Below are 19,597 nucleotides of genomic sequence, written 5' to 3' on the forward strand. Positions count from 1 at the left end.
CTTCAACATTTGCCGTCTTATATACAAATTGATTCACCTTAAACGAGTTTACAAACTAAAAATCGAATTTGACCATGAAAAGAATATTGATCGCATTGATGGCGTGCACTTTCCTGTTTGCCTGTAAAAAGGATGATGCTACACCTGATCCCTATAATAATAGTGATGAATCGTACCAGCCAACCAATAACATAATAGCTGACGGCGCAGTAATGTACACCAACAATGATGTAATACATGATCAGGCGCTTATAGCGGATTATATTACCCGTATGGGCTACTCACCGGAAACACCAGGCCCTAATGACCTTTCCTCTTACTCTCTGACATTTACTGGCGGTAATAACGTACTGCGGGGAAACATAAAAGCAGAGATCATCAATAAGAACGATTCGTTAATGGTGATTGCGGAAATGGATAACACCACTGATAACCCAGGCCCAAGGTCAGTTTGCGATACTTTACTGGATCTGTTGCCTAAGTATGGCCCCATGGTGGAATGCCCTACTTATTATACCAATCCATGCAGCTACCGGAAAAAATTTCCCATCCTGATCTCCAAGGGTAATTACTCTTTACCTTATTACGTTGCCATTGCCTCCACTACTACCTGGAGGCCTGTATTTGGTATGATGATGGCATTCACGAACAAGGGTTACATTGCAGGGCCTACTATGATCTCAAGCGACAGCCTTTTAATTGATAAAATAAGGAACAACACAACGCTGACCTATTATGATGATGTGCTGCAAAGGGATATCACTACGCAAAGATATGATACCATTGTAGTGCGGACAATGCACCGTCCTCTGAAAAAGTAATAATGAGCTGGGATCTGTAGCGAAAAAGGCTGTCACGTTTGAGCGTGACAGCCTTTTTTTATGGAAGATCAGTTTCTTGTATTATAAATTAAGTGAGTTTAACCGTGAAATTAAATCAGGTAAGAAGGCCTCCTTTACGGTCCAGACTATTTCATAGTCTATACCAAAATAATCATGAACAATCCTGTTTCTAAATCCACGGATACGATGCCAGTCAATATCCGGATGGGCATCTTTGAATTCAGCCGGTAATCTGTTTGCAGCTTCTCCGATTATCTCAAAATTCCTGATCACTGCATCCACGACCAGATCGTTCGCCACAAAGCCATCGTAATCCAGCCCTGTAGTGTAGGTAAGGATCTTCTTACCACTTTCAATAATATCCTGGATGAGTAATGCCGGCTTACGTTTAGACATAAACGATCTCTGGCTCTATTTCTTTGTAATATTTTTCCTTTACTCCTTTCTTGGAAACAAGGTCAACCGGCCTTTTCAATTTCTTCTCAATATAATCGGCCATATCAACAAATTCAATTCCAATAGGACGGGCAAAATCAACAATAATATCTACATCGCTGGAAGGCATAAAATCATCACGCACCACAGATCCAAACAAACCAATTGAACTGATATGAAATTTTTCAATCAGCTCTGGCTTTAGCGCAGATAAAATGTTTTTTATGGTTATAAGATCGCCCATAATACAAATATAACTTAATCGGCCCAATTTTAGGAGCTAGCGGCTACTTTACCCTTACATACCGCTCAATGATCTCACGGTCAATACCGGCGCCCTCCACTTTTTCCATTCCCCGCTGTATCAAGGTATCATTACTGATGGTAACGGTAAAATCAAATGTTTTGCCTTCCCAGTTCCGGTCTGCATAATAGTCCAGGTGTTCCGTGTAGGCATTGCCGGTAAGTGTATAGCTGCCCCCGCCTGCATCGAAATGGTATGAAGAGTCTTTCGGGCTGTTAAGGTCATGCTTTAAAAAGGCAAAATGGGAGTCATTGATGATCTTGATCATACTGGATCCCTTGGTATAATCGGTGGTAGTGCTGTCTCCTTTTGTAATGGTAGTACCGGATACCAGCTGCCAGGTACCGGTAATAGGTACCGCAGTGGTGGTGTTAGTAGTGGTAGATGATGTGCAAGACAGCAGCAGGGCAAAAGGTAATATGACAGGTAAAAGTGTATGTTTCATCTGATAAATATAAAAAATTAACGGCTTCATAACACTGGCTATTAATCGGCCAGCGGTTTTACCATAATGTCCTTAAAATAAACAGTGCTGCCGGGGTCATGGCCCTGTAATGCAAAAGTACCGGATGCTATTTTCCGGCCGCTATGGCTGGCATCCGGCTGATAACCTTTCGGCTCTGTATAATCCACTACGGTTTTGTCATTTATTTTAATGATCACTCTTTTTCCTTTTACAATAATATGCTCTGTATACCATTCATTGTCCTTTGCATATTTTTCTCTTACATCTACCACATCATATAAGCTGCCGGTCCGTTTCCAGTCTGTGTGCGAATTATTCACCTGTACTTCAAAACCTTTTTCCGGCCAGCCTTTTTCCTGGTAAGCGGTATGAAAGTAAATGCCGGAATTAGAGCCGGGCAGCGTCATTACCTGCGCTTTAAATTCAAAGTTCTTAAACTCATGCTGGTGTACATCTCCAACATAAAATAAATGCGCTACCGGCCCATTTACTTTAATAGCGCCATTCTCTATTTTAAAAGTAGAATCATGATCGCCTACTTTCCAGCCGTTAAATGTTTTTCCATCGAACAGTGAAACCCAGCCTGCACCGCCTGCATTTTTCTGGGCCGTACAAAAATTAAAGAGCAGCGCAAGGCTGCAAAAGAGGAATATTTTTCTGTGTAACATGCCATTGATGATTTAGTGGAACGTATCTAATGTAATAAAAAAGTCCGGGTAATTACCCGGACCTCTTAACTTATTTTAAAAGTGCGTTTACAATTTCAATGTTCCTTCTATTGAATCATCCAGTGTTTTTCCCATCATGGCGCCGGCAACCTGTTTCGCAAATGCTACAACTTGTCCATGTTTGGTATCCCAGTAATAACCTTTTTCCGGCACTACCCTGATCACTGATATGCGGGGATCGTCCTGCCCTTCTGTGAACCAGGTCTTAAAAACAGGCTCCCATAGCTCGGCGATCTTTGCTTTGTCCTGGCTGATGGTGGCATGGCCGTAAAAGCTCAGGAAATCCGAATGGGTGCTGCCCTGGAATAACAGCTGTACAGCCGGGTCTTCAGTTATATCAATGTTCTTTTCGCTATCCGTAGCGCTCAGGAACCAGCAGGTACCATCATCGTCTATATGTTGAACGGCCATGGGGCGTACCGCAAATTGTTTACCGGTGGTAATATGGGTGCAGAAAAAACAGGTCTTAGCTTTTTCACCCAGCTCTTTCAGCTTGTGGGCAGCTTCCATGCCCTGCAGGTTTTCCCGGTTCTTTTCGGGCTGCTGTTGGTTAATGCTATCCATGGTTTCTTTTTAAAACTGTACAAGTAAAACCATGCCAAAGCAATTATAATTAAAAGGGAGTTCAGCAATAGAGATAAGCTTTAGCTGGCTTGCTTTAAGCGGGCTAATACCTTCTTTGTTTCCTCTTTGTAAATGGTGATCAGGTGCGTACGGATGGAATCTGGTGTAGGGCTTTGTTTGCCGTTAGTAAGCAATGTAATGTTGGCCGAAGGCAATGCCGGCATATGGCAATCTATACAATTCTTTGCAAGGGTATTTGCAGGCAGCTCTACTAGTTTGCAAAAATTATGACTGGCTGTGTTATGGCAATGCATACAACGCTGGGAGAACAGCTCCATATTATTGCTTTCACTGTTATGCGGGTTATGGCAGGATGAACAGTTCATGTCATTACTTTTTATAAAACATTTGCTGGCAGTGAACAGCTGGTATTGGGTGCCATGTACATCCATTTGCGCCGTGCGCTTTGGTGCAGTAAACTCAGGAAAGAAATAATCGGACAATGCATCGCCCGGTTTAAAATCGAACATAGACTTTTGCGGTGTGCCTAAACCGGAATGACAAAGCGCGCACATATCCAGCTTTTGCCGATTCTTTAGTTCAGCTATCCGCGTCATGTACATAGCTTTCTTTTCCTGCGGATGGTCGTTGTGAAACTGTACATGCTCCGCAGCAGGGCCATGACAGCGCTCGCAGTCAATACCGTATACAACCTGGTTCTTCTCAAATGATTCTACAATGTGCACACCCTGCATGTCTGTACTTTTGCCTACCATAGAACTATGGCAGCCAAAACAGGTGCTGGGTATCATGCGGTCAAACTTAGGATGATCTGCCGGAAAACCCGGGCTGTTGGCCCAGCTATGCGCCGGTACAAAATAAGAAAGGGGCAGCTGAAAATATTTCCCGTCCTGCCAGTATAAATAGGTTTGCGCTTTCCGCCCGGAGCCTACCACAATATCAAAACGATGGTTTTCCTGCGGTACACCATTGTTGTAGGCTGCCTGGAACAAGCCGCTGTCGCGGGCTTCCATTACCACCTTTGCAGCGTTGCTGTAAGTAAAAATAGGATCCGGTGCAGTAAACGATCCTTTTACGGTAGCAGTATTGGCCGGCCTGGAAGTATGGTAATGTGCCGTGCCCATGTATGCATCAAAAATATTCTTATGGCAGCCGGCACAGGCAGCAGCGCCTGCATACTGCGGCCCCCTGAAGGCAGCATCATTTTTCTCCGTCTTATTGATACATTGTGAAAGAATAGTGATACAGGCAATAATACAGCAGGATACGTACAACAGGCGTTTATTCATAACGGTAGATGATAACCGAAATATACAACTCCTTCGTAATTATTCCTTCGCCAGCTGAATAATATCTACCCCACTAACTATATCCTTATTATAATCATTAATGGTAACGTGGATCATGGCCAGGCCCAGCTCTGTTAAGGTGCAGAAGCCATTGGGAAAAAAGCTGCGGCCAATAGGGAACATCCAGCCAATATATTTATAAAAAGGATGCACATTATGCAAGCCCTTAATAGGCTTAATAAACCCGGGTCTGAAAGCATATGCCCTATGGAAAGGCAGCTTCCGCAGGGCATTTTCTGTTTTGCCTTTTACACGCGCCCACATGCTGCGGCCTATTTCCGTACTATCTGTACCTGCACCGGATACATAACAAAAGATCATACCTGGATTCAGGCGGCTAAGGGTTTCCGCGACGTGCAAGGTAAGTGTGTAGGTGACCTTAAAATAGGCCGGCTCCTTCATTCCTACAGATGATACGCCCAGGCAAAAATAACAGGCATTATAACCGCTCAGATGTTTTTCTATGGGCGACAGATCATAGAAATCTGTATGAATGATCTCTGTAAGCTTAGGATGGGTAATGCCCAGGCTTTTGCGGTTAATAATTAAAACCGCTTCTACCAGCGGGTTTTGCAAACACTCATGTAATACGCCTTCTCCTACCATGCCGGTGGTGCCTGTAATAATAGCTCTGATCTCTTTGTTGTTCATTGGTAAAATATTTTTTCTGATGTTTCCAATTCCGCTGACCGGTGGCTGCTGCGGATTTCCGGCAGCCGGGTTATGGCCAAAAGTAGCCAAATTTACCTTGTTGCCAAACCAGCTGGCTTTTTTTAACGTTTTTCACTATTTTCATATCGAGAAAGCAGTGATTAGCAAAAACAGATAATTATCCACCCTACCTATGTATGAGTACCTAACGTTCAGGAAATTTGCTACCCAGGATGAAGCCTGTGCAGTACAGGAGCTATTAGTTGAAAATGATATTCCTTGTGTGCTGGAAGCAGACCCGGTGTTACTGCCCTCCACTTTCATAGGCCAGAACTTTGATCTTCCCTACCGTTTAAAAATACCTTCCAATTGTTTCCGTGCCGCGGATGCCCTGTTGTGGCAGCCGGTGAGCGTACAGCCGCCTGAAACGGAAAACGATTATTACTTACTGTCTTTCTCCGATGATGAGCTGATGGAGGTGATAGAAAAACGGGATGAATGGGGAACTTATGATTACGCGCTGGCCCTGCAGCTGCTGCAGGCAAGGGGCCTAACCTTAACCACCAGCGACCTGGAACGTATTAACCAGGACAGGTTCACCACACTGGCCACACCGGATAATGGCAGCACTATATGGACGGTGATCGGCTATCTTTCCGCCCTGCTTGGCGGAATGCTGGGGCTTTTCATTGGCATATTCCTTTTCACCGCTAAAAAAACTTTACCGGACGGCTCACGTATGTACGCTTACAGCCAGCATACCCGGCAACATGGGAAATACATTATGCTCCTGGGATTTATTTCCATTCCTTCCTGGATCTGTTATGCCGTATATTTTAACGGTAGTCTGCCGGGGCTGGGTACTATTTTGGGGCTGATGTCGAATGTACATTTTTAAGCCACCGGGGTATATTTTCACTCACTTTTCCAGACCTTTGCCTTTATCACCAGGATATTGAACAATGAAAAAACAATGGCGTTCGCTGAGCGATTCTGAAAACTACAGGCAGGGCAAATTTGAGAACTTATCTCCCACGCCCATGCTGGCGGAAAATGCTTCCTACGGGCAAATTATCCGTGACCAGTTCAAGCGGCCGGCTACTATACAACCTTCGCACGTTTTACCATCTGTAAAAACAAACCTGGCCACCCTGCATTCGGAAACGCCGGTGATAGTATGGTTCGGGCATTCCTCTTACCTCATTCACTGCAAAGGCACCAGTATACTGGTAGATCCTGTTTTCAGCGGGCGCGTTTCGCCCATAGCCGGTATGATGAAAGCCTATCCGGGTACGGATGTGTATAAACCGGAGGACATGCCTGCCATTGACCTGATGATCATTACCCACAACCATTATGATCACCTGAACCGCAAAACGCTGACACAGCTGAAACCCAAAACCAGTGCTTTTTACACGCCATTAGGTGTGGGCAGGGATATTGAAGATTGCTTCGGTAATGATGATGTGCGCATTACGGAAATGGACTGGTGGGAAACAGAAAATCCCATGCCCGGTATTACCCTTACAGCTGCACCGGCCCGGCACTTTTCCGGCAGGGGGCTGCGGCGCGGTACTTCATTATGGAGCTCCTTTGTGCTGCAATTGTATGGTTATACCATTTACATAGGCGGAGACTCCGGTTATGATACCCACTTTAAAACCATTGGTGAAAAGTATGGCCCCATGGACCTGGCCATCCTGGAATGCGGGCAATACGACGAGGCCTGGCCTTATATACACATGATGCCGGATGAAACGCTGCAGGCTGCTATAGACCTGCAGGCGAAGCTGCTGCTGCCGGTACACTGGGGAAAATTCACATTAGCAAATCATCCGTGGAATGAGCCCATTATACGCCTTACAAAGCTGGCAAAAGAAAAAGGCTTCCCGGTAGCAACCCCGCAGATCGGTGAACCGGTGGATATTCTGCAACGGAACAGCTGGGAAAACTGGTGGGCAGAAAGCCAGGCGCAGAATGTAAAATGATAAATGTAAAATCTTAAATGTAAAAGTGGAATGCAGCGATTAAAATTTCGCCGCATTCCACTTTTACATTTTACATTTATGATTTTACATTTTACATTCTACCACACATACGTCGCCACTGCGCCACTATCCAGCGAGCTGGTAACTATCTTATTATTGAACTGTATGTTAAATGTTTGCGCCTCGCTGCCATCATTAATAACGATGAGCACCTTTTTACCATCCTTTGTTTTAAAGGCTACGTTGTTTAACTGCCCGGGAACATTAGTGCTGATACGCACTGCGCCGGGCCGAACGAATTTAGCTGCATGTGCAATAATGTAGTAGGCTACATTCTTTTCTACCTGGTCATTAGGGCCGATGGTCACTGCACCCATACATTCTGTGCAGCCGCCTTTTGTATGCGGGTTATAAGCCGGATCAGCTGCAAGATTCCATTCTATTACATTCCTGCTCCAGTTACGGGTAGCGCCTATGATCAGGGTGCTTACATGCCATCTCAGGTTCTTATCAAATGTACCGGGCTTACCTACCCATTGCTCTGTAAAGTATAAGTGTTTTTTCGGGTAGGCATCATGCACCTTGCTCAATGCCGTAATAGGGCCTGCATACAGGTGAAACGCGCTGCCATCAATATACTGCCGGGCAGCAGGATTATCCAGCACAGTAATAGGATATTCCGGCTTGTCGGCATTATGATCGTAGATGATGATCTTTGTTTTAATACCGGCAGCTTTAAAGGCAGGGCCTAAATGGTTGCCAATAAAATCGGCCTGCTCTGCGGGCTGCATTACCATGCTGGGCACATTACCGCCATGCAAAGGCTCATTCTGCGGGGTAATAGCATCAATGGTAATACCAGCGGCCTTCATAGCCTTTATATATTTCACAAAGTATTGCGCATATACGCCGTAGTACTCCGGTTTTAAGCTGCCGCCTTTAAAGCTGTTGTTACTCTTCATCCAGGTGGGGGCAGTCCAGGGGGAGCCTAATATTTTAATGGATGGATTGAGCGCCAGTATTTTTTTGAGCACAGGTATCACATCCTTTTCATCTTCCTTTATGCTGAAGTGCGCCAGGCTGGTATCTGTTTGCCCGGCAGGCATTTCGTCGTAAGTGAAAGTAGTATCGCTGAGGTCTGATGCGCCAATGGTTACACGTAAATAACTTACGCCAATGTTATTACCGCTGGTAAGGAACAGCTCTTTCAGCAAAGCATCCTGCCTGGCAGGTGAAAGGGAATGAATTAAGGTAGCGCTGCCACCGGTAAGCGCATAACCAAAACCATCTATTTCCTGGAAGGTTTGCGCGGCATTTACCGTAATGGTGGGATAACTGTTCTTAGTGGTTTTAAATGCCAGGCTGGCGGGCTGTTTGGTAAAGGTTACCGACCGGTCTGATTTTGTAAGCCAGTAGGATACGCTGCCTGCTTTGGCCGGGCCGTCCTGCGCATATACCGTAGTTGTAAAAAGGGCGCCTAACAATAATAATACTTTCATCTTTTCCATCGTTATTTATCAATCATTTTATAAACCCGTACATAATCCACTTCCATCGCGGTGGGAAAAACATTGTCGTCAATACCCTTTTGCCCGCCCCAGTCGCCGCCTACGGCTACATTCAGCAGCAGGTGAAAACGTTTATCGAACGGCCATACCTTATAACCGGTACCTTCATTCTTAAATTCAAATATCAGCTGGTCATCAATAAATCCCTGCATGTATTGGGGTGTCCAGTCTACCCGGTACAAATGAAATGCCGTAGTAGCATTTTCAATAATTTTAGTAGCTGTTTTTTGAGTATTGATCTTGAAATAATAGGCTTCTGTATGCGCGGTAATGTGAATGTTGTTGAGGTCATACCCTACATGCTCCATAATATCTATTTCGCCCGACTTAGGCCAGTTGCCATAAACCCAGTCTGTAGGCAGCATCCAGATGGCGGGCCAGGTGCCTTTACCGGCGGGCAGCTTGGCTTTGATCTCAAAACGGCCGTACAGGAAATCGCCTTTGTTTTTAGTAACAATGCGTGCAGAGGTGTAGTTCTTTCCTTCCTTATTTTCTTTGCGGGCGGTAATGGAAAGTACGCCATTGGCCACAGATGCATTTTTAATGCTGTTGGTGTAATACTGCAGCTCATTATTGCCCCAGCCCCTGCCGCCAATATCATAACCCCATTTGGCGGAATCCGGTAAACCGCTGTAGTTAAATTCATCGGCCCATATTGGTTTTTTTTCAAACTGCCAGTGTTTGACGGGTTGCTGGGCGTGGCCAATTAATGGCAAAGCGAATAATAGTGCGAGTAATAAGTAGTTTCCTGGTGCCTTCATAACGGTATTTGTTTTTATGAAAGCGGCGGGGGAATGTAAACATTCCTGCCCGCCGGATTTCATTTCATCAAAAGTATCTCTTTTTTTTGTTCCTTTTTGCTTCCCCAAAAAGGAACCAAAAAGGGGACCGCAACCGGTTACCGCCCGGTTGCGGATGGGTACCTTGATTAAGCTTTATTGCTACTGTGGTGCCAGGCTGTTGGGCCTCTCTTGCGCCACTTTAGTCCTTGTTTTATTTGGTGCCGCCCCATTCCTTGCTTTGCTCGATTTTGGTGTTGTCCAGCTCTAAAAGGGGAATAGGTAATATTTCATTTTTACCTGCTACAAATCCGCGGGTAGCCAGTACGGTAGCGGCTTTGCCGGTGCGCACCAGGTCAAACCAGCGTTTGCCTTCGCCGGCCAGCTCTAAACGGCGCTCGTTAAAAATGTTATCAAAAGTAGCCGGGATAGCGGGTAAGCCTACACGGGCACGTACGGCATTCAGCAGCGCATAGGAGCGGGTGCCGGCCAGGCCGCTTTCGCCATTGCGCACGCGGGCCTCTGCTTCCATCAGGTAGGTATCTGCCAAACGGATCTCGTACATATTAATGCCGAAGTTCAGCTCAGAAGGGCCACCGCCGGTGCTTTTGTTAGATACACGGCCGGCAAATTTCTCCAGGAAATAACCGGTGTTGTTGTATCCTTTTTCATAAGAGGCAATACCGTTCTTTTCAAGGCTGTCAAGATTAGCAATGGTATACGGATAACGGGGATCGTTATGAATGGCATCGAACAGGTTGGTTGTAACAGGCAGGAAGCTCCAGCCGGATACATAATCAGGCGCGCCTGTTTTTAATGCCTTGTAAGCACGGGGCCCTACCATAATGCCCAGCACATTACCTTCTGAACAGGATACGCAATCCCAGTTACCGGCAGAAGTAGAGGTGAAAGACATTTCAAAAATGGATTCAGAGTTGAACTTTGTTTTCCACAGATCACCAAAATTGGCCAGCAGCTTATAACCGTAGGTAGCGCTTACATCGCCGGGGGTGGCGCCATTTACTTCCTGGAATTCTGCAATGGCCTCTGTCCACTTCTGTTCCCACAGGTATACCTTACCCAGCAGGGCATGTGCAGTGCCTTTGGTTACGCGGCCGCCTTCTGAAGCTGCACTAATGGTATTGGGCAGGTTCGTTTCTGCAATAGCTTCCTTCAGGTCTTTTTCTATCTGCGCATATACTTCCTGCGGTGTTACCTGTGATATATTATACCAGTCGTTTTTTTCAATAGGCTCCAGCGTAAGCGGTATGTTCTTGAAAAAGCGTACCAGGTCAAAATAGAAATAAGCGCGCAGCAATTTTGCTTCTGCAGTAAAACGTGCTTTGGTATTTTCATCCATAGCGGTTACACCGGGCAGCTTTTGCAGCAGCTTGTTGGCGCGGAAAATACCCTGGTAGCTGTTAGCCCAGATATCGTCCTGCGGGCCGGTTGCCGGCGTTAAGGTGTAATTGGAAATAACCTGCAGCTGGCTCACATCGTTAGGGCCGCCACCACCAGCCAGGTGATCGTCTGATGCGGCATCTGCCACACCTACCTTGGTTACATAACCATTGCTGGTCCAGGGTACTTTATCATAAATGGCTATCAGGCCGGTATAGGCTTCTGCCGCTGTTTTGTAATAATTCTCTTCCAGTATGGTGCCCCTGGGCTGTACATCCAGGAAACCACGGCTACAGGCTGCTGCCATGGAAAGACCAGCGGCCACTAATGCGATATATTTGATATTACGTTGCTTCATCTTTCAATAGTTTTAAAAAGTAACATTTAAACCTGCCATGTAAGAACGGGCCTGCGGATAAATACCGCGGTCCACACTCAATACGCCATTACTACGGTCATTACCGCCAATTTCAGGATCATAACCGCTGTAACCGGTAATGGTGAACAGGTTCTCGGCCATTATATATACACGTACTTTTGAAATGAGCGCTTTTTTGGTAAGTGTGCCCGGTAAGGTATAACCCAGCTGTATGTTGCGCATACGGAAGTAACTGCCGCTTTCCAGGTAAAAGTCTGAAGGGTTGGTAAAGTTCTTGTTCGGATCATTTACGTTCAAACGGGGAAAATCGGTGGAAGTACCTTCACCATGCCAGCGGCCCAGGGCCGTGGTTTGCCAGTTGGCATTGGGAATATCCAGCCTGCGCAGCGCCTGGAAGATCTTGTTACCGGCAGAGCCCTGACCAAATATAGTTAGATCAAATCCTTTGTAAGCAGCATTGATGGAGAAACCATATGACCAGCTGGGAATAGGGTTACCAATAAATGTGCGGTCCGCGTCACTGATCAAACCATCATTATTCAGGTCTGCCCAGCGGAAATCGCCCGGTTGTGCACCCGGCTGTATCCTTTTACCATCTTTTGTATATGCATCAATTTCTGCCTGGTTCTGGAAAACGCCCAGGGTCTTGAAACCATAAAATGCATTATACTGCTGGCCTACGGCAATACGTGTTAAGGGGTAGCTGCTGGCTACAAAAGGCACCTGGTCGTCTGTGATATATTTTACACCGGTACCCAGGTTGGTTACTTTATTTTTCAGGTAAGATACGTTGGCGTTCACACCCAGGTTCAGATCGCCCAGCTGTTTGCGGTAACCTACTTCCAGCTCCAGACCGGTGTTATCCATATCTGCTACGTTAGCAGCAGGGTTGGTGTTGGAACCTATGTAAGCCGGAATGCGCGGGTTACGCAAAATGCCGGTAGTTACTTTTTTGTACCAATCGAAATTCACGAAGAAGTCACGGAAAAGGGTGGCTTCAAAACCAACGTTGGTCTGGCTGGTTTGCTCCCATTTCAGGTCCGGGTTAGCCGGTGCATTGGGACTGTAACCTATCAGGTAGCTGCCGCTGTTGCCTATAGTATAGTTACGGCCGCTACCCAGGGTAGAGGCATAAGCAAAGTCGTTAATGTTATCATTACCTACAATACCGTAACCGCCGCGGATCTTTAAGAAATCCACTACATTGTTCTTAGGCCAGAAGTTTTCACGGGAGCTTACCCAGCCCAGTGAAAAGGATGGGAAGTTACCGTACTTGTTATTCACACCAAAGCGGGATGAACCATCGCGGCGTATAACACCCTGTACCAGGTATTTTTCATCGTAGTTATAATCCAAACGGGCAAACAGGGATGACACTGTATGATCTATACCTTCTGAACCGGATGATACGCGCTTATCGCTGGGCACATTAAAGTTCAGGGAAGCTTCTTTAAAATTGGTAGCTGGTATCTCGTAATAGGTAACGCTGGTGCCGCGGGTGTGGTTGTCCTTATAGGCGCCTTGTCCTAACAGCACCGTGAAGTTATGCAAGCCGGCTACTTTGTTATAAGACAAGGTGTTTTCCAGGTTCCAGTCAAAACGCTGGTTGTTGCTACGCAGGAAAGAAGTACGGGTGGTGTTGGTGGATGAGTTGAGGTAGTAAATAGGTGTAAAGGTTTCATCGCCCCAGAAACCTATTTTGGTACCTACTGTGGAACGCAGGCGCAGGCCTTTAATGGGCTGCACTTCTATAAATGCGTTACCTACTATGTTATGTGCCCAGGAGTAGTTGCCCAAACGGGTTTGGATATACGCTGCCGGGTTAGTAAGCTCCTGGCCTACCTGGCCGGAAATACCATACGGGCGGCCGCTGGCGTCTTTTACCACGCCCAGGTTCAGGTAAGGCTGTGCTGCTGCAACAGCAGGATCAGTTACTACGAACGGCGTAATAGGATCCATGTTGATGGCAGAGCTTAAAGGGCCGCCGAACTCATTGTTGGTATTACCCAGGCCAATGGATTTTTCGTAGGAGTAACCTACGTTCTGCCCAACGGTTACCCACTGTGATAATTTATGCGTAGAATTCAGGCGCAGGTTCACACGTTGGTATTTGGAAATATCAGTGGCTACAATACCATCCTGTTTCAGGTAACCTACGGAGCTGTAAAAGGTAGACTTTTCGCTACCGCCGCTTACGCTGATCTCATGGCTCTGGCGGGCGGCGCTGTTGTTAAAGATCACATCCTGCCAGTCAGTACCGGCGCCAAAAGATGCCGGGTTGGTAAATGGTGCGGGCTTGCCTGCATTTACAGCTGCCTCATTACGCAGGGTAGCGTATTCGGTAGCATTCAGCATATGCAGCTTTTTAGCAGGTGCAGAGGTACCATAATAACCATTATAGCTCACCTGCGTATTACCGGCCTTACCTTTTTTAGTGGTGATGAGTATAACGCCGGCGGCTGCACGGGCACCGTAAATAGCCTGGGAAGCAGCATCTTTCAGCACTTCCATGGATTCTATATCGTGCGGGTTCAGGTAGCTGATGCCGCCGTTATCCACCACTACCCCATCTACTACCCATAGCGGGTTACTGTTATTAAAGGAGGTAACGCCGCGTACACGTACGCTGGCGCTGGAACCGGGCTGGCCGCTGCTGGCAGCAATGGTAACACCGGAGGTGCGGCCCTGCAGGGTTTGTTCCAGGCGGGTTACCGGCTGGTTCTCAATATCAGCAGCTTTTACGCTGGAGATAGCGCCGGTTACCACGCTTTTCTTTTGTACGCCGTAACCTACTACTACTGTTTCCGTTAAAGCGGTTTGCGATATCTGCAGCTGCACATCCTGCATACCGGCAATAGCCGGGAAGGTATGCTGGGTGTAACCAACAAAGGATACTATCAGCTCACTGTTGCGGGGTGCGCGGATATTGTACCTGCCCTCGCCATCCGTAGCAGTACCGGTGTTGGTACCTTTTACGCGGATGGTGGCGCCGGGTATAGGCTGGCCCTTTTCGTCGGTTACGCGGCCGCTGATGCTAACAGTGGTGTCCTGCTGCATTTTAGCACCGGGGCGCACCTGTATAATGATACGTGAGCCATCAATGCTATAGAACATGGCCTGATCGCGCAGGCATTCGTCCAGCACTTCTTTCACCGTGGCGTTTTTTACCGATACGGTTACAGGCTTAGTGCGTGACAGCATGTTCTCATCATACACTATAGACATACCCGCCTGACGGGATACTTCTTTCAGCACCTTTTTCAGCGATGCGTTCTTTTCTGAAAGTGTGATCTGCTGGGATACTGCTTTTGCGCTTATCTGCAAGCAGGCTGCCAGCATTAAAAAGGCAGTCAGTTTCATAACGCAGAGCATTTTACGGGCCAGCAGGCTTTTTGCTGTAATACCATGGTCCGTGATTTGATTTTGGTATTGCTTTTCAATAACATGAGCATGCTCATGCCAGGTAGGTAGCTTCCGGGTAACGGAAGCTTTACCACTAAAGTTTAAATACATACTTTTGTAGTGTTTGGGAATGACCAGATAATAGTTCTTAACGGGACTTATTGTTTCTTCGGGAACCCAGACTTTCTGCCGGGGGTGTTGCGAGCACTTCCGGCTTTTTTCATAGGTATTGCCCCCCTTTGTGCGTGTTAGCTTGTTTCAGGCTTCATAACGTTATATATGTTTACGATCAGTTTGAATAATGCATACCCGGCCGCACGTGGTAGCGGCCAGGTATGAAATTGATGACGTGGTTTATTCTGCTGTAACCGTCAGCCGCCGCCCTTCCAGGCTAAATTTTGCGCCATTCGCTTCCAGCATATGCAGTATTTCAGATAAAGGCAGGTTTCTGCTGATACGGCCTCCAAAACGGCGGTTGCTTTTTTCATTACCATAGGCCACCTCTACATCGTACCAGCGGGCCACCTGGCGCATGATCACATTCATGCCGGCATTGTCAAACTCGAAAAAACCTGTTTTCCAGGCAATGGTTTGGTCTATATCTGCCGGGTGTACGGACATTTGACCGGTAGCATATTCCAGCACCGACTGCTGTCCGGGTTTCAATAGCTGCTGGTGCTCACCGCGCTGTACGCGTATGGCACCTTCCAATAATGTTGTATTCAGGCTTTGCTCGTCAGGGTAGGCCATAATGTCAAAACGGGTTCCCAGCACCTGCACCTGCGTATTATTAACATCTACGATAAACGGATGATCTGCGTTGTGCGCTATTTCAAAATATCCCTGTCCCTGCAGCTCCACTACCCTTTCCTTACCGGTAAAGGCAGTGGGATATTTCAGGCGGGAGGCGGCATTCAGCCATACATGGCTGCCATCCGGCAACACAATATTAAACTGGCCGCCGCGTGGCACTACCAGTATATTATAACCAATAGCTTCTTCTTTACCCTGTGCGGCATATTCCAGCCGGCCATTGCGCTGCTGCACAGTGGTTTTACCCTGCTGCAGCACCTGGTTGCCGGCGCTGTCCAGCTCCACTGTAGTGCCATCTGCCAGTGTAAGCACGGCTTTATTGGTGCCCGGCGCTACATTACTACCAATTCCACTTTTCTTATTCAGCGTCATGTTTGAAGCAATGTTGTGCGACTTATCTGTTTTATAGAACCAGTATACGCTGCCGGCCAGTAATAACATTAATATGGAGGCTACCGCTGCCCAGCGCCAGGGCTGGCGTAAAGGCACTATTTTATTACGGCTGATGTTCTGGAGCAAGCGGGCTTCTATCCGGTCGCTTACAGCGGCAGGTACTTCATGGGGCGCATTAATAACCTGTTCAAACTCCTGCTGCAGCCTGGCTAACAGGGGACGGTGCGCGTCTGAAGACTTCAGCCAGTTGTATAGCGCCGCCGCTTCTTCGGGCGTACAGCTACCTTGCAGGTAGCGTTGTAACAGTTCTTCGTAGTGGCCTTTGGTTTCAGACATAAGTGGACAACAGATACTGTTTGACACAGGTATCCAAGGTATATATATCCGAAAACCGGGTGCGAGGGTACCCCTTTCCTGAAAAAAATTTAAAATATTTTTTGCGCGAGGTATAAAAGAGTGATTACCAGTCCATGGCGGTAAATATAATTATGAATGGCCCGCATGCTTAATACCATATGTTTTTTCACTGCATTGCGGGAAATGCCCAGGATGGCCGCTGCCTCATCATAACTTTTACCTTCCTGCCGGCACAGGCGGAATACATTCAGGCGCTGGGGGGTTAAACGGCCCAGAGCTTCCTGGAATAAACGGTTGTACTCTTTTTCATTTACCATTTGTTCCGGTCCGTTACCCTGGAACTGGAGGTGCTCCAATACTTTTTCCTGTAACACCTCATCATATGCCAGCTTTTTCAGGGTTTTAAAAGCATGGTTACGGGCAATGCGGTACAGGTAGCCGGTAAAGGGCAGGGCGGGATTAATACGGTGCCTGATCTCCCATACTTTCAGGAATACATCATGCACCAGGTCCTCTGCAAGCGAAGGTATTTTGCAGATACGCAACAGGTAAGTATACAGCGCAGAATGGTACTGCCGGTAAATGCTCGTGAAAGCCGACTCATCCCCTTCAATCATCCGTGCTATCAAACCCTCCCCGGATGGTATGCTATCCATGTGTTTGTACATTTAAGAAACCCTCACGCCGTAAATTAAACAAAACAGGCAAATGTACCAATTGGCGCTGAATTGGCGGTGCAGAAAGGATCTTATATAATAAGGCTGCTTAAGCCGTTACGGGCCAGCGTAGCCACTACTATCGTATATAGTATCAATACAATAGCAACAAAAACCACTACGCTGCTGAACCAGCGGCGTACGCCCGTGCGGGTAGCCCAGGCTAAGCTGATCACAGAAGCCAGCAGGGTTACGGCCAGCAAAGTGCCCATTACGGCTAAGAAATAATGAATAATGAACGCGTTCACCACATCCGCATACGGATACCATGGGAACAATGCTGCAAAAAATGCCAGCGCAAACAGCACAATCGTTACAATGCTTATCATGGTATACCATGACTGGTAGCTGCGACTATTGATCATTACCAAAGCGCTCATACCTAACAGCAGCAGGGTAACGACGACAGGTATAATGGTAAACGTGATGGATATACCCCTATGACCTATAACCCCGTCCAGGTGCAGCCTGCTTTCCACAATCCCATCAGCGCGGTAATATCTCCAAACGCCGGTGCGTACGCCGTGATCATACTGGCCCTGTACATTCAGCACCCCATCCCGGTCAAAGCCCTGGAAAGTGCCGTGCATCTTATTATCCTGGTAATGGATAATGGAGTAAAAAGGTTTGCCCTCGCCATAATGCTGGATCTCTGTACGGTCAGGACATTGTTTTATAAACCCGCTGATCAGGCTATCATCATGATCAATAAGCAGATAGCCTTCCAGGGTACGCGTATCTATGTTCCATTTAAATTTTTTGCGGCCGTTCTCCGAATATTTCACCACAGCGTAGGTAACGCCGTTCCTGCTCACCTGCATTTCACGTGTTTTACCGTTGGGATATTTAGTGATCAGGGTATCATCCTGTGCTGCGGAGGAAAATGCAAAACACAGCATACATATAATAAGGTAACAGGACCGCATAGGAATAGGCATAGGTTTAAACTCCCTTAAAGATAATATAAAAATTAAGGGCCCGTAATGTTACAGGCCCCTGGTTATAGGATTCAGCCATAGGGAGTTAATTATTTCCAGGGGTGGGCAATGGTACCGGCCGTTATTTTCATATTTGCGTTAAGGTTAGTGCCGGTATATTTTCTGAAGATAAACAGAATAATTATCAATGTTGCATGCTTTAATGTTTTTTAATACGCGGGGTCATAAGATCATCCGGTTTGCAGGCAGCAAAAAAGCCGCTGCTGTTGCAACGGCTTTTTTAAAAAGGAAAACTCTGAGGTATTAAAAGCGGAACTGCTCTTATAGGATAGTTATATAATTAATTATGCGCATTGCCTTTATCCAGCAGCTCTGCCAGCTTCTTTTCCAGCAGCTCGCCACGCAGGTTGCGGCCTACGATCTTACCGGCAGGGTCAATGAGAAAGTTGGTGGGCACGCCTCTTACGCCGTACAAACCAGCTACTGCATTGCTCCAGTACTTCAGGTCAGATACGTGCGTCCAGCCTTCCAGGCCATCTTTTTTAATGGCTGCCAGCCACAGGTCCTTTTTGCCCGGCTGGTCAAGGGATACACTAAGCACCGTGAAGTTCCGGTCCTTATACTGGTTGAATGCCTTTACCACTACCGGGTTCTCTGCACGGCAGGGGCCACACCAGCTGGCCCAGAAATCCAGCAGCACATACTTACCGCGGAAGTCGGAGAGCTTTACCGGTTTATCATTTACATCGTTCTGCGTAAAATCAGGTGCAGTTGCGCCCATGGCCAGGCCGCGCTCTTTTTCCATAGAAGCGGCAAACTCTTTACCGGCAGGGCTGTTGCGCAGCTCCGGTGTCAAACCTTTGTACATAGGTTCCAGCAGCGTAAGGTCCATATTGGTATGCACCGCCAGCTCTTTTAAGGCTACTATGCTGAAGAAGGAGTTAGGATTTGCTGCTATGAACTTTTGCATCAGCTCCTTTTTTTCTGCTATGGCTTTATGAAAACGCGCGTCCAGGCCTTTGGTGAAATTGGTATCCCGGCGTTGTTCATCGGTAGCGGCGCCAAAATCTTTATTAATGCTGTTCATCTGCTCATCAAAAGGCGCCAGGAATTTCTTGTAGCGCTCATTTTCAGTGTTGATGGCTGATCCGGTGATGGTGCCATCTTCCAGCGTGGTAGCAGCTACCAGGGTAATGGTGCCCTTTTCCAGGTAAATAAGGCGTTTATCCGGCGCCGTTTGCGGGTTAGTTACGCCTGCGCCATCATGATCTACCATCAGCATACATAATAAAGGGCCGTCTACCTTACCCTTAAATTGAAAGGCGCCGTCTTTCAGTATGGCAGAATCCAGCATGATCTTACCCTCTTCCCTGCGGTCCAGGTAAGCTTTGGCAGGCGCATTCAGGTGGCCCAGTTTACCGTTTAATACAAAGTTGCCGCTTTGTGCTTTGGTTAGCAGAGGGAATGCTGCACAGGCAAGTAGTATCCATTTTTGCATGTTGT

Annotated in this window: 18 protein-coding genes; 3 read left to right on the plus strand and 15 right to left on the minus strand. The window is 47.0% G+C overall.

What is annotated here, in order from left to right; all coding sequences use genetic code 11:
* Positions 1–74: 74 nt before the first annotated feature.
* Positions 75–821: a hypothetical protein gene (locus KVT36_RS01255; protein WP_217601687.1), complete on the plus strand. Its 747-nt coding sequence runs from the start codon at positions 75–77 to the stop codon at positions 819–821.
* 81 nt (positions 822–902) lie between these two features.
* On the opposite strand, the gene KVT36_RS01260 is transcribed toward KVT36_RS01255, so the two are convergent.
* From KVT36_RS01260 to KVT36_RS01290, 7 genes are all read right to left on the minus strand, one after another.
* Complete coding sequence (locus KVT36_RS01260; RefSeq protein ID WP_217601688.1) at positions 903–1,238, minus strand: DUF86 domain-containing protein; 336 nt, start codon at positions 1,236–1,238, stop codon at positions 903–905.
* Complete coding sequence (locus KVT36_RS01265; protein WP_217601689.1) at positions 1,231–1,521, minus strand: nucleotidyltransferase family protein; 291 nt, start codon at positions 1,519–1,521, stop codon at positions 1,231–1,233. The genes KVT36_RS01260 and KVT36_RS01265 overlap by 8 nt, the downstream gene beginning before the upstream one ends.
* A gap of 43 nt (positions 1,522–1,564) precedes the next feature.
* Positions 1,565–2,026: a hypothetical protein gene (locus tag KVT36_RS01270; protein WP_217601690.1), complete on the minus strand. Its 462-nt coding sequence runs from the start codon at positions 2,024–2,026 to the stop codon at positions 1,565–1,567.
* Positions 2,027–2,067: 41 nt separating this feature from the next.
* Complete coding sequence (locus KVT36_RS01275) at positions 2,068–2,715, minus strand: DUF1080 domain-containing protein (RefSeq protein ID WP_217601691.1); 648 nt, start codon at positions 2,713–2,715, stop codon at positions 2,068–2,070.
* An 87-nt stretch (positions 2,716–2,802) separates the two neighbouring features.
* Positions 2,803–3,339 (minus strand): pyridoxamine 5'-phosphate oxidase family protein, encoded by a 537-nt coding sequence (locus tag KVT36_RS01280; RefSeq protein WP_217601692.1) that lies wholly within the window; start codon positions 3,337–3,339, stop codon positions 2,803–2,805.
* Positions 3,340–3,419: 80 nt separating this feature from the next.
* Positions 3,420–4,649: a multiheme c-type cytochrome gene (locus tag KVT36_RS01285; protein ID WP_217601693.1), complete on the minus strand. Its 1,230-nt coding sequence runs from the start codon at positions 4,647–4,649 to the stop codon at positions 3,420–3,422.
* Between the two features lie 39 nt (positions 4,650–4,688).
* Positions 4,689–5,360 (minus strand): NAD-dependent epimerase/dehydratase family protein, encoded by a 672-nt coding sequence (locus KVT36_RS01290; protein WP_217601694.1) that lies wholly within the window; start codon positions 5,358–5,360, stop codon positions 4,689–4,691.
* A 193-nt stretch (positions 5,361–5,553) separates the two neighbouring features.
* Here KVT36_RS01290 and KVT36_RS01295 point away from each other — a divergent pair, with 193 nt between their 5' ends.
* Together KVT36_RS01295 and KVT36_RS01300 are read left to right on the plus strand one after the other, a co-directional pair.
* The gene (locus KVT36_RS01295) at positions 5,554–6,258 is read left to right on the plus strand and encodes a hypothetical protein (RefSeq protein WP_217601695.1); all 705 of its coding nucleotides are present in this window, start codon (positions 5,554–5,556) and stop codon (positions 6,256–6,258) included.
* 64 nt (positions 6,259–6,322) lie between these two features.
* Positions 6,323–7,348 carry an MBL fold metallo-hydrolase gene (locus KVT36_RS01300; protein ID WP_217601696.1) on the plus strand — a complete coding sequence of 342 codons (1,026 nt, stop codon included), beginning with the start codon at positions 6,323–6,325 and terminating at the stop codon, positions 7,346–7,348.
* 98 nt (positions 7,349–7,446) lie between these two features.
* Here KVT36_RS01300 and KVT36_RS01305 read toward each other — a convergent pair whose 3' ends face one another.
* The 8 genes from KVT36_RS01305 to KVT36_RS01340 form a co-directional block, all read right to left on the minus strand.
* The gene (locus KVT36_RS01305) at positions 7,447–8,847 is read right to left on the minus strand and encodes a glycoside hydrolase family 30 beta sandwich domain-containing protein (RefSeq protein ID WP_254639784.1); all 1,401 of its coding nucleotides are present in this window, start codon (positions 8,845–8,847) and stop codon (positions 7,447–7,449) included.
* Positions 8,848–8,858: 11 nt separating this feature from the next.
* Positions 8,859–9,677 (minus strand): family 16 glycosylhydrolase, encoded by an 819-nt coding sequence (locus KVT36_RS01310; protein WP_217601698.1) that lies wholly within the window; start codon positions 9,675–9,677, stop codon positions 8,859–8,861.
* Between the two features lie 232 nt (positions 9,678–9,909).
* The gene (locus KVT36_RS01315; protein ID WP_217601699.1) at positions 9,910–11,454 is read right to left on the minus strand and encodes a RagB/SusD family nutrient uptake outer membrane protein; all 1,545 of its coding nucleotides are present in this window, start codon (positions 11,452–11,454) and stop codon (positions 9,910–9,912) included.
* Positions 11,455–11,466: 12 nt separating this feature from the next.
* Positions 11,467–14,835, minus strand: coding sequence for a TonB-dependent receptor (locus KVT36_RS01320; protein ID WP_217601700.1), 3,369 nt, complete (start codon positions 14,833–14,835; stop codon positions 11,467–11,469).
* A gap of 396 nt (positions 14,836–15,231) precedes the next feature.
* Positions 15,232–16,419 (minus strand): FecR domain-containing protein, encoded by a 1,188-nt coding sequence (locus KVT36_RS01325; RefSeq protein ID WP_217601701.1) that lies wholly within the window; start codon positions 16,417–16,419, stop codon positions 15,232–15,234.
* Between the two features lie 89 nt (positions 16,420–16,508).
* Complete coding sequence (locus KVT36_RS01330; protein ID WP_217601702.1) at positions 16,509–17,096, minus strand: RNA polymerase sigma factor; 588 nt, start codon at positions 17,094–17,096, stop codon at positions 16,509–16,511.
* Between the two features lie 92 nt (positions 17,097–17,188).
* Entirely contained in the window at positions 17,189–18,055 is an 867-nt protein-coding gene (locus KVT36_RS01335) for a toxin-antitoxin system YwqK family antitoxin (RefSeq protein ID WP_217601703.1), read from the minus strand.
* Between the two features lie 379 nt (positions 18,056–18,434).
* Positions 18,435–19,592, minus strand: a complete 1,158-nt coding sequence (locus tag KVT36_RS01340; protein ID WP_217601704.1) for a TlpA disulfide reductase family protein — start codon at positions 19,590–19,592, stop codon at positions 18,435–18,437.
* Positions 19,593–19,597 lie beyond the last annotated feature (5 nt).

This window comes from Chitinophaga sp. GbtcB8 (assembly GCF_019091455.1).
Taxonomy (GTDB): domain Bacteria; phylum Bacteroidota; class Bacteroidia; order Chitinophagales; family Chitinophagaceae; genus Chitinophaga.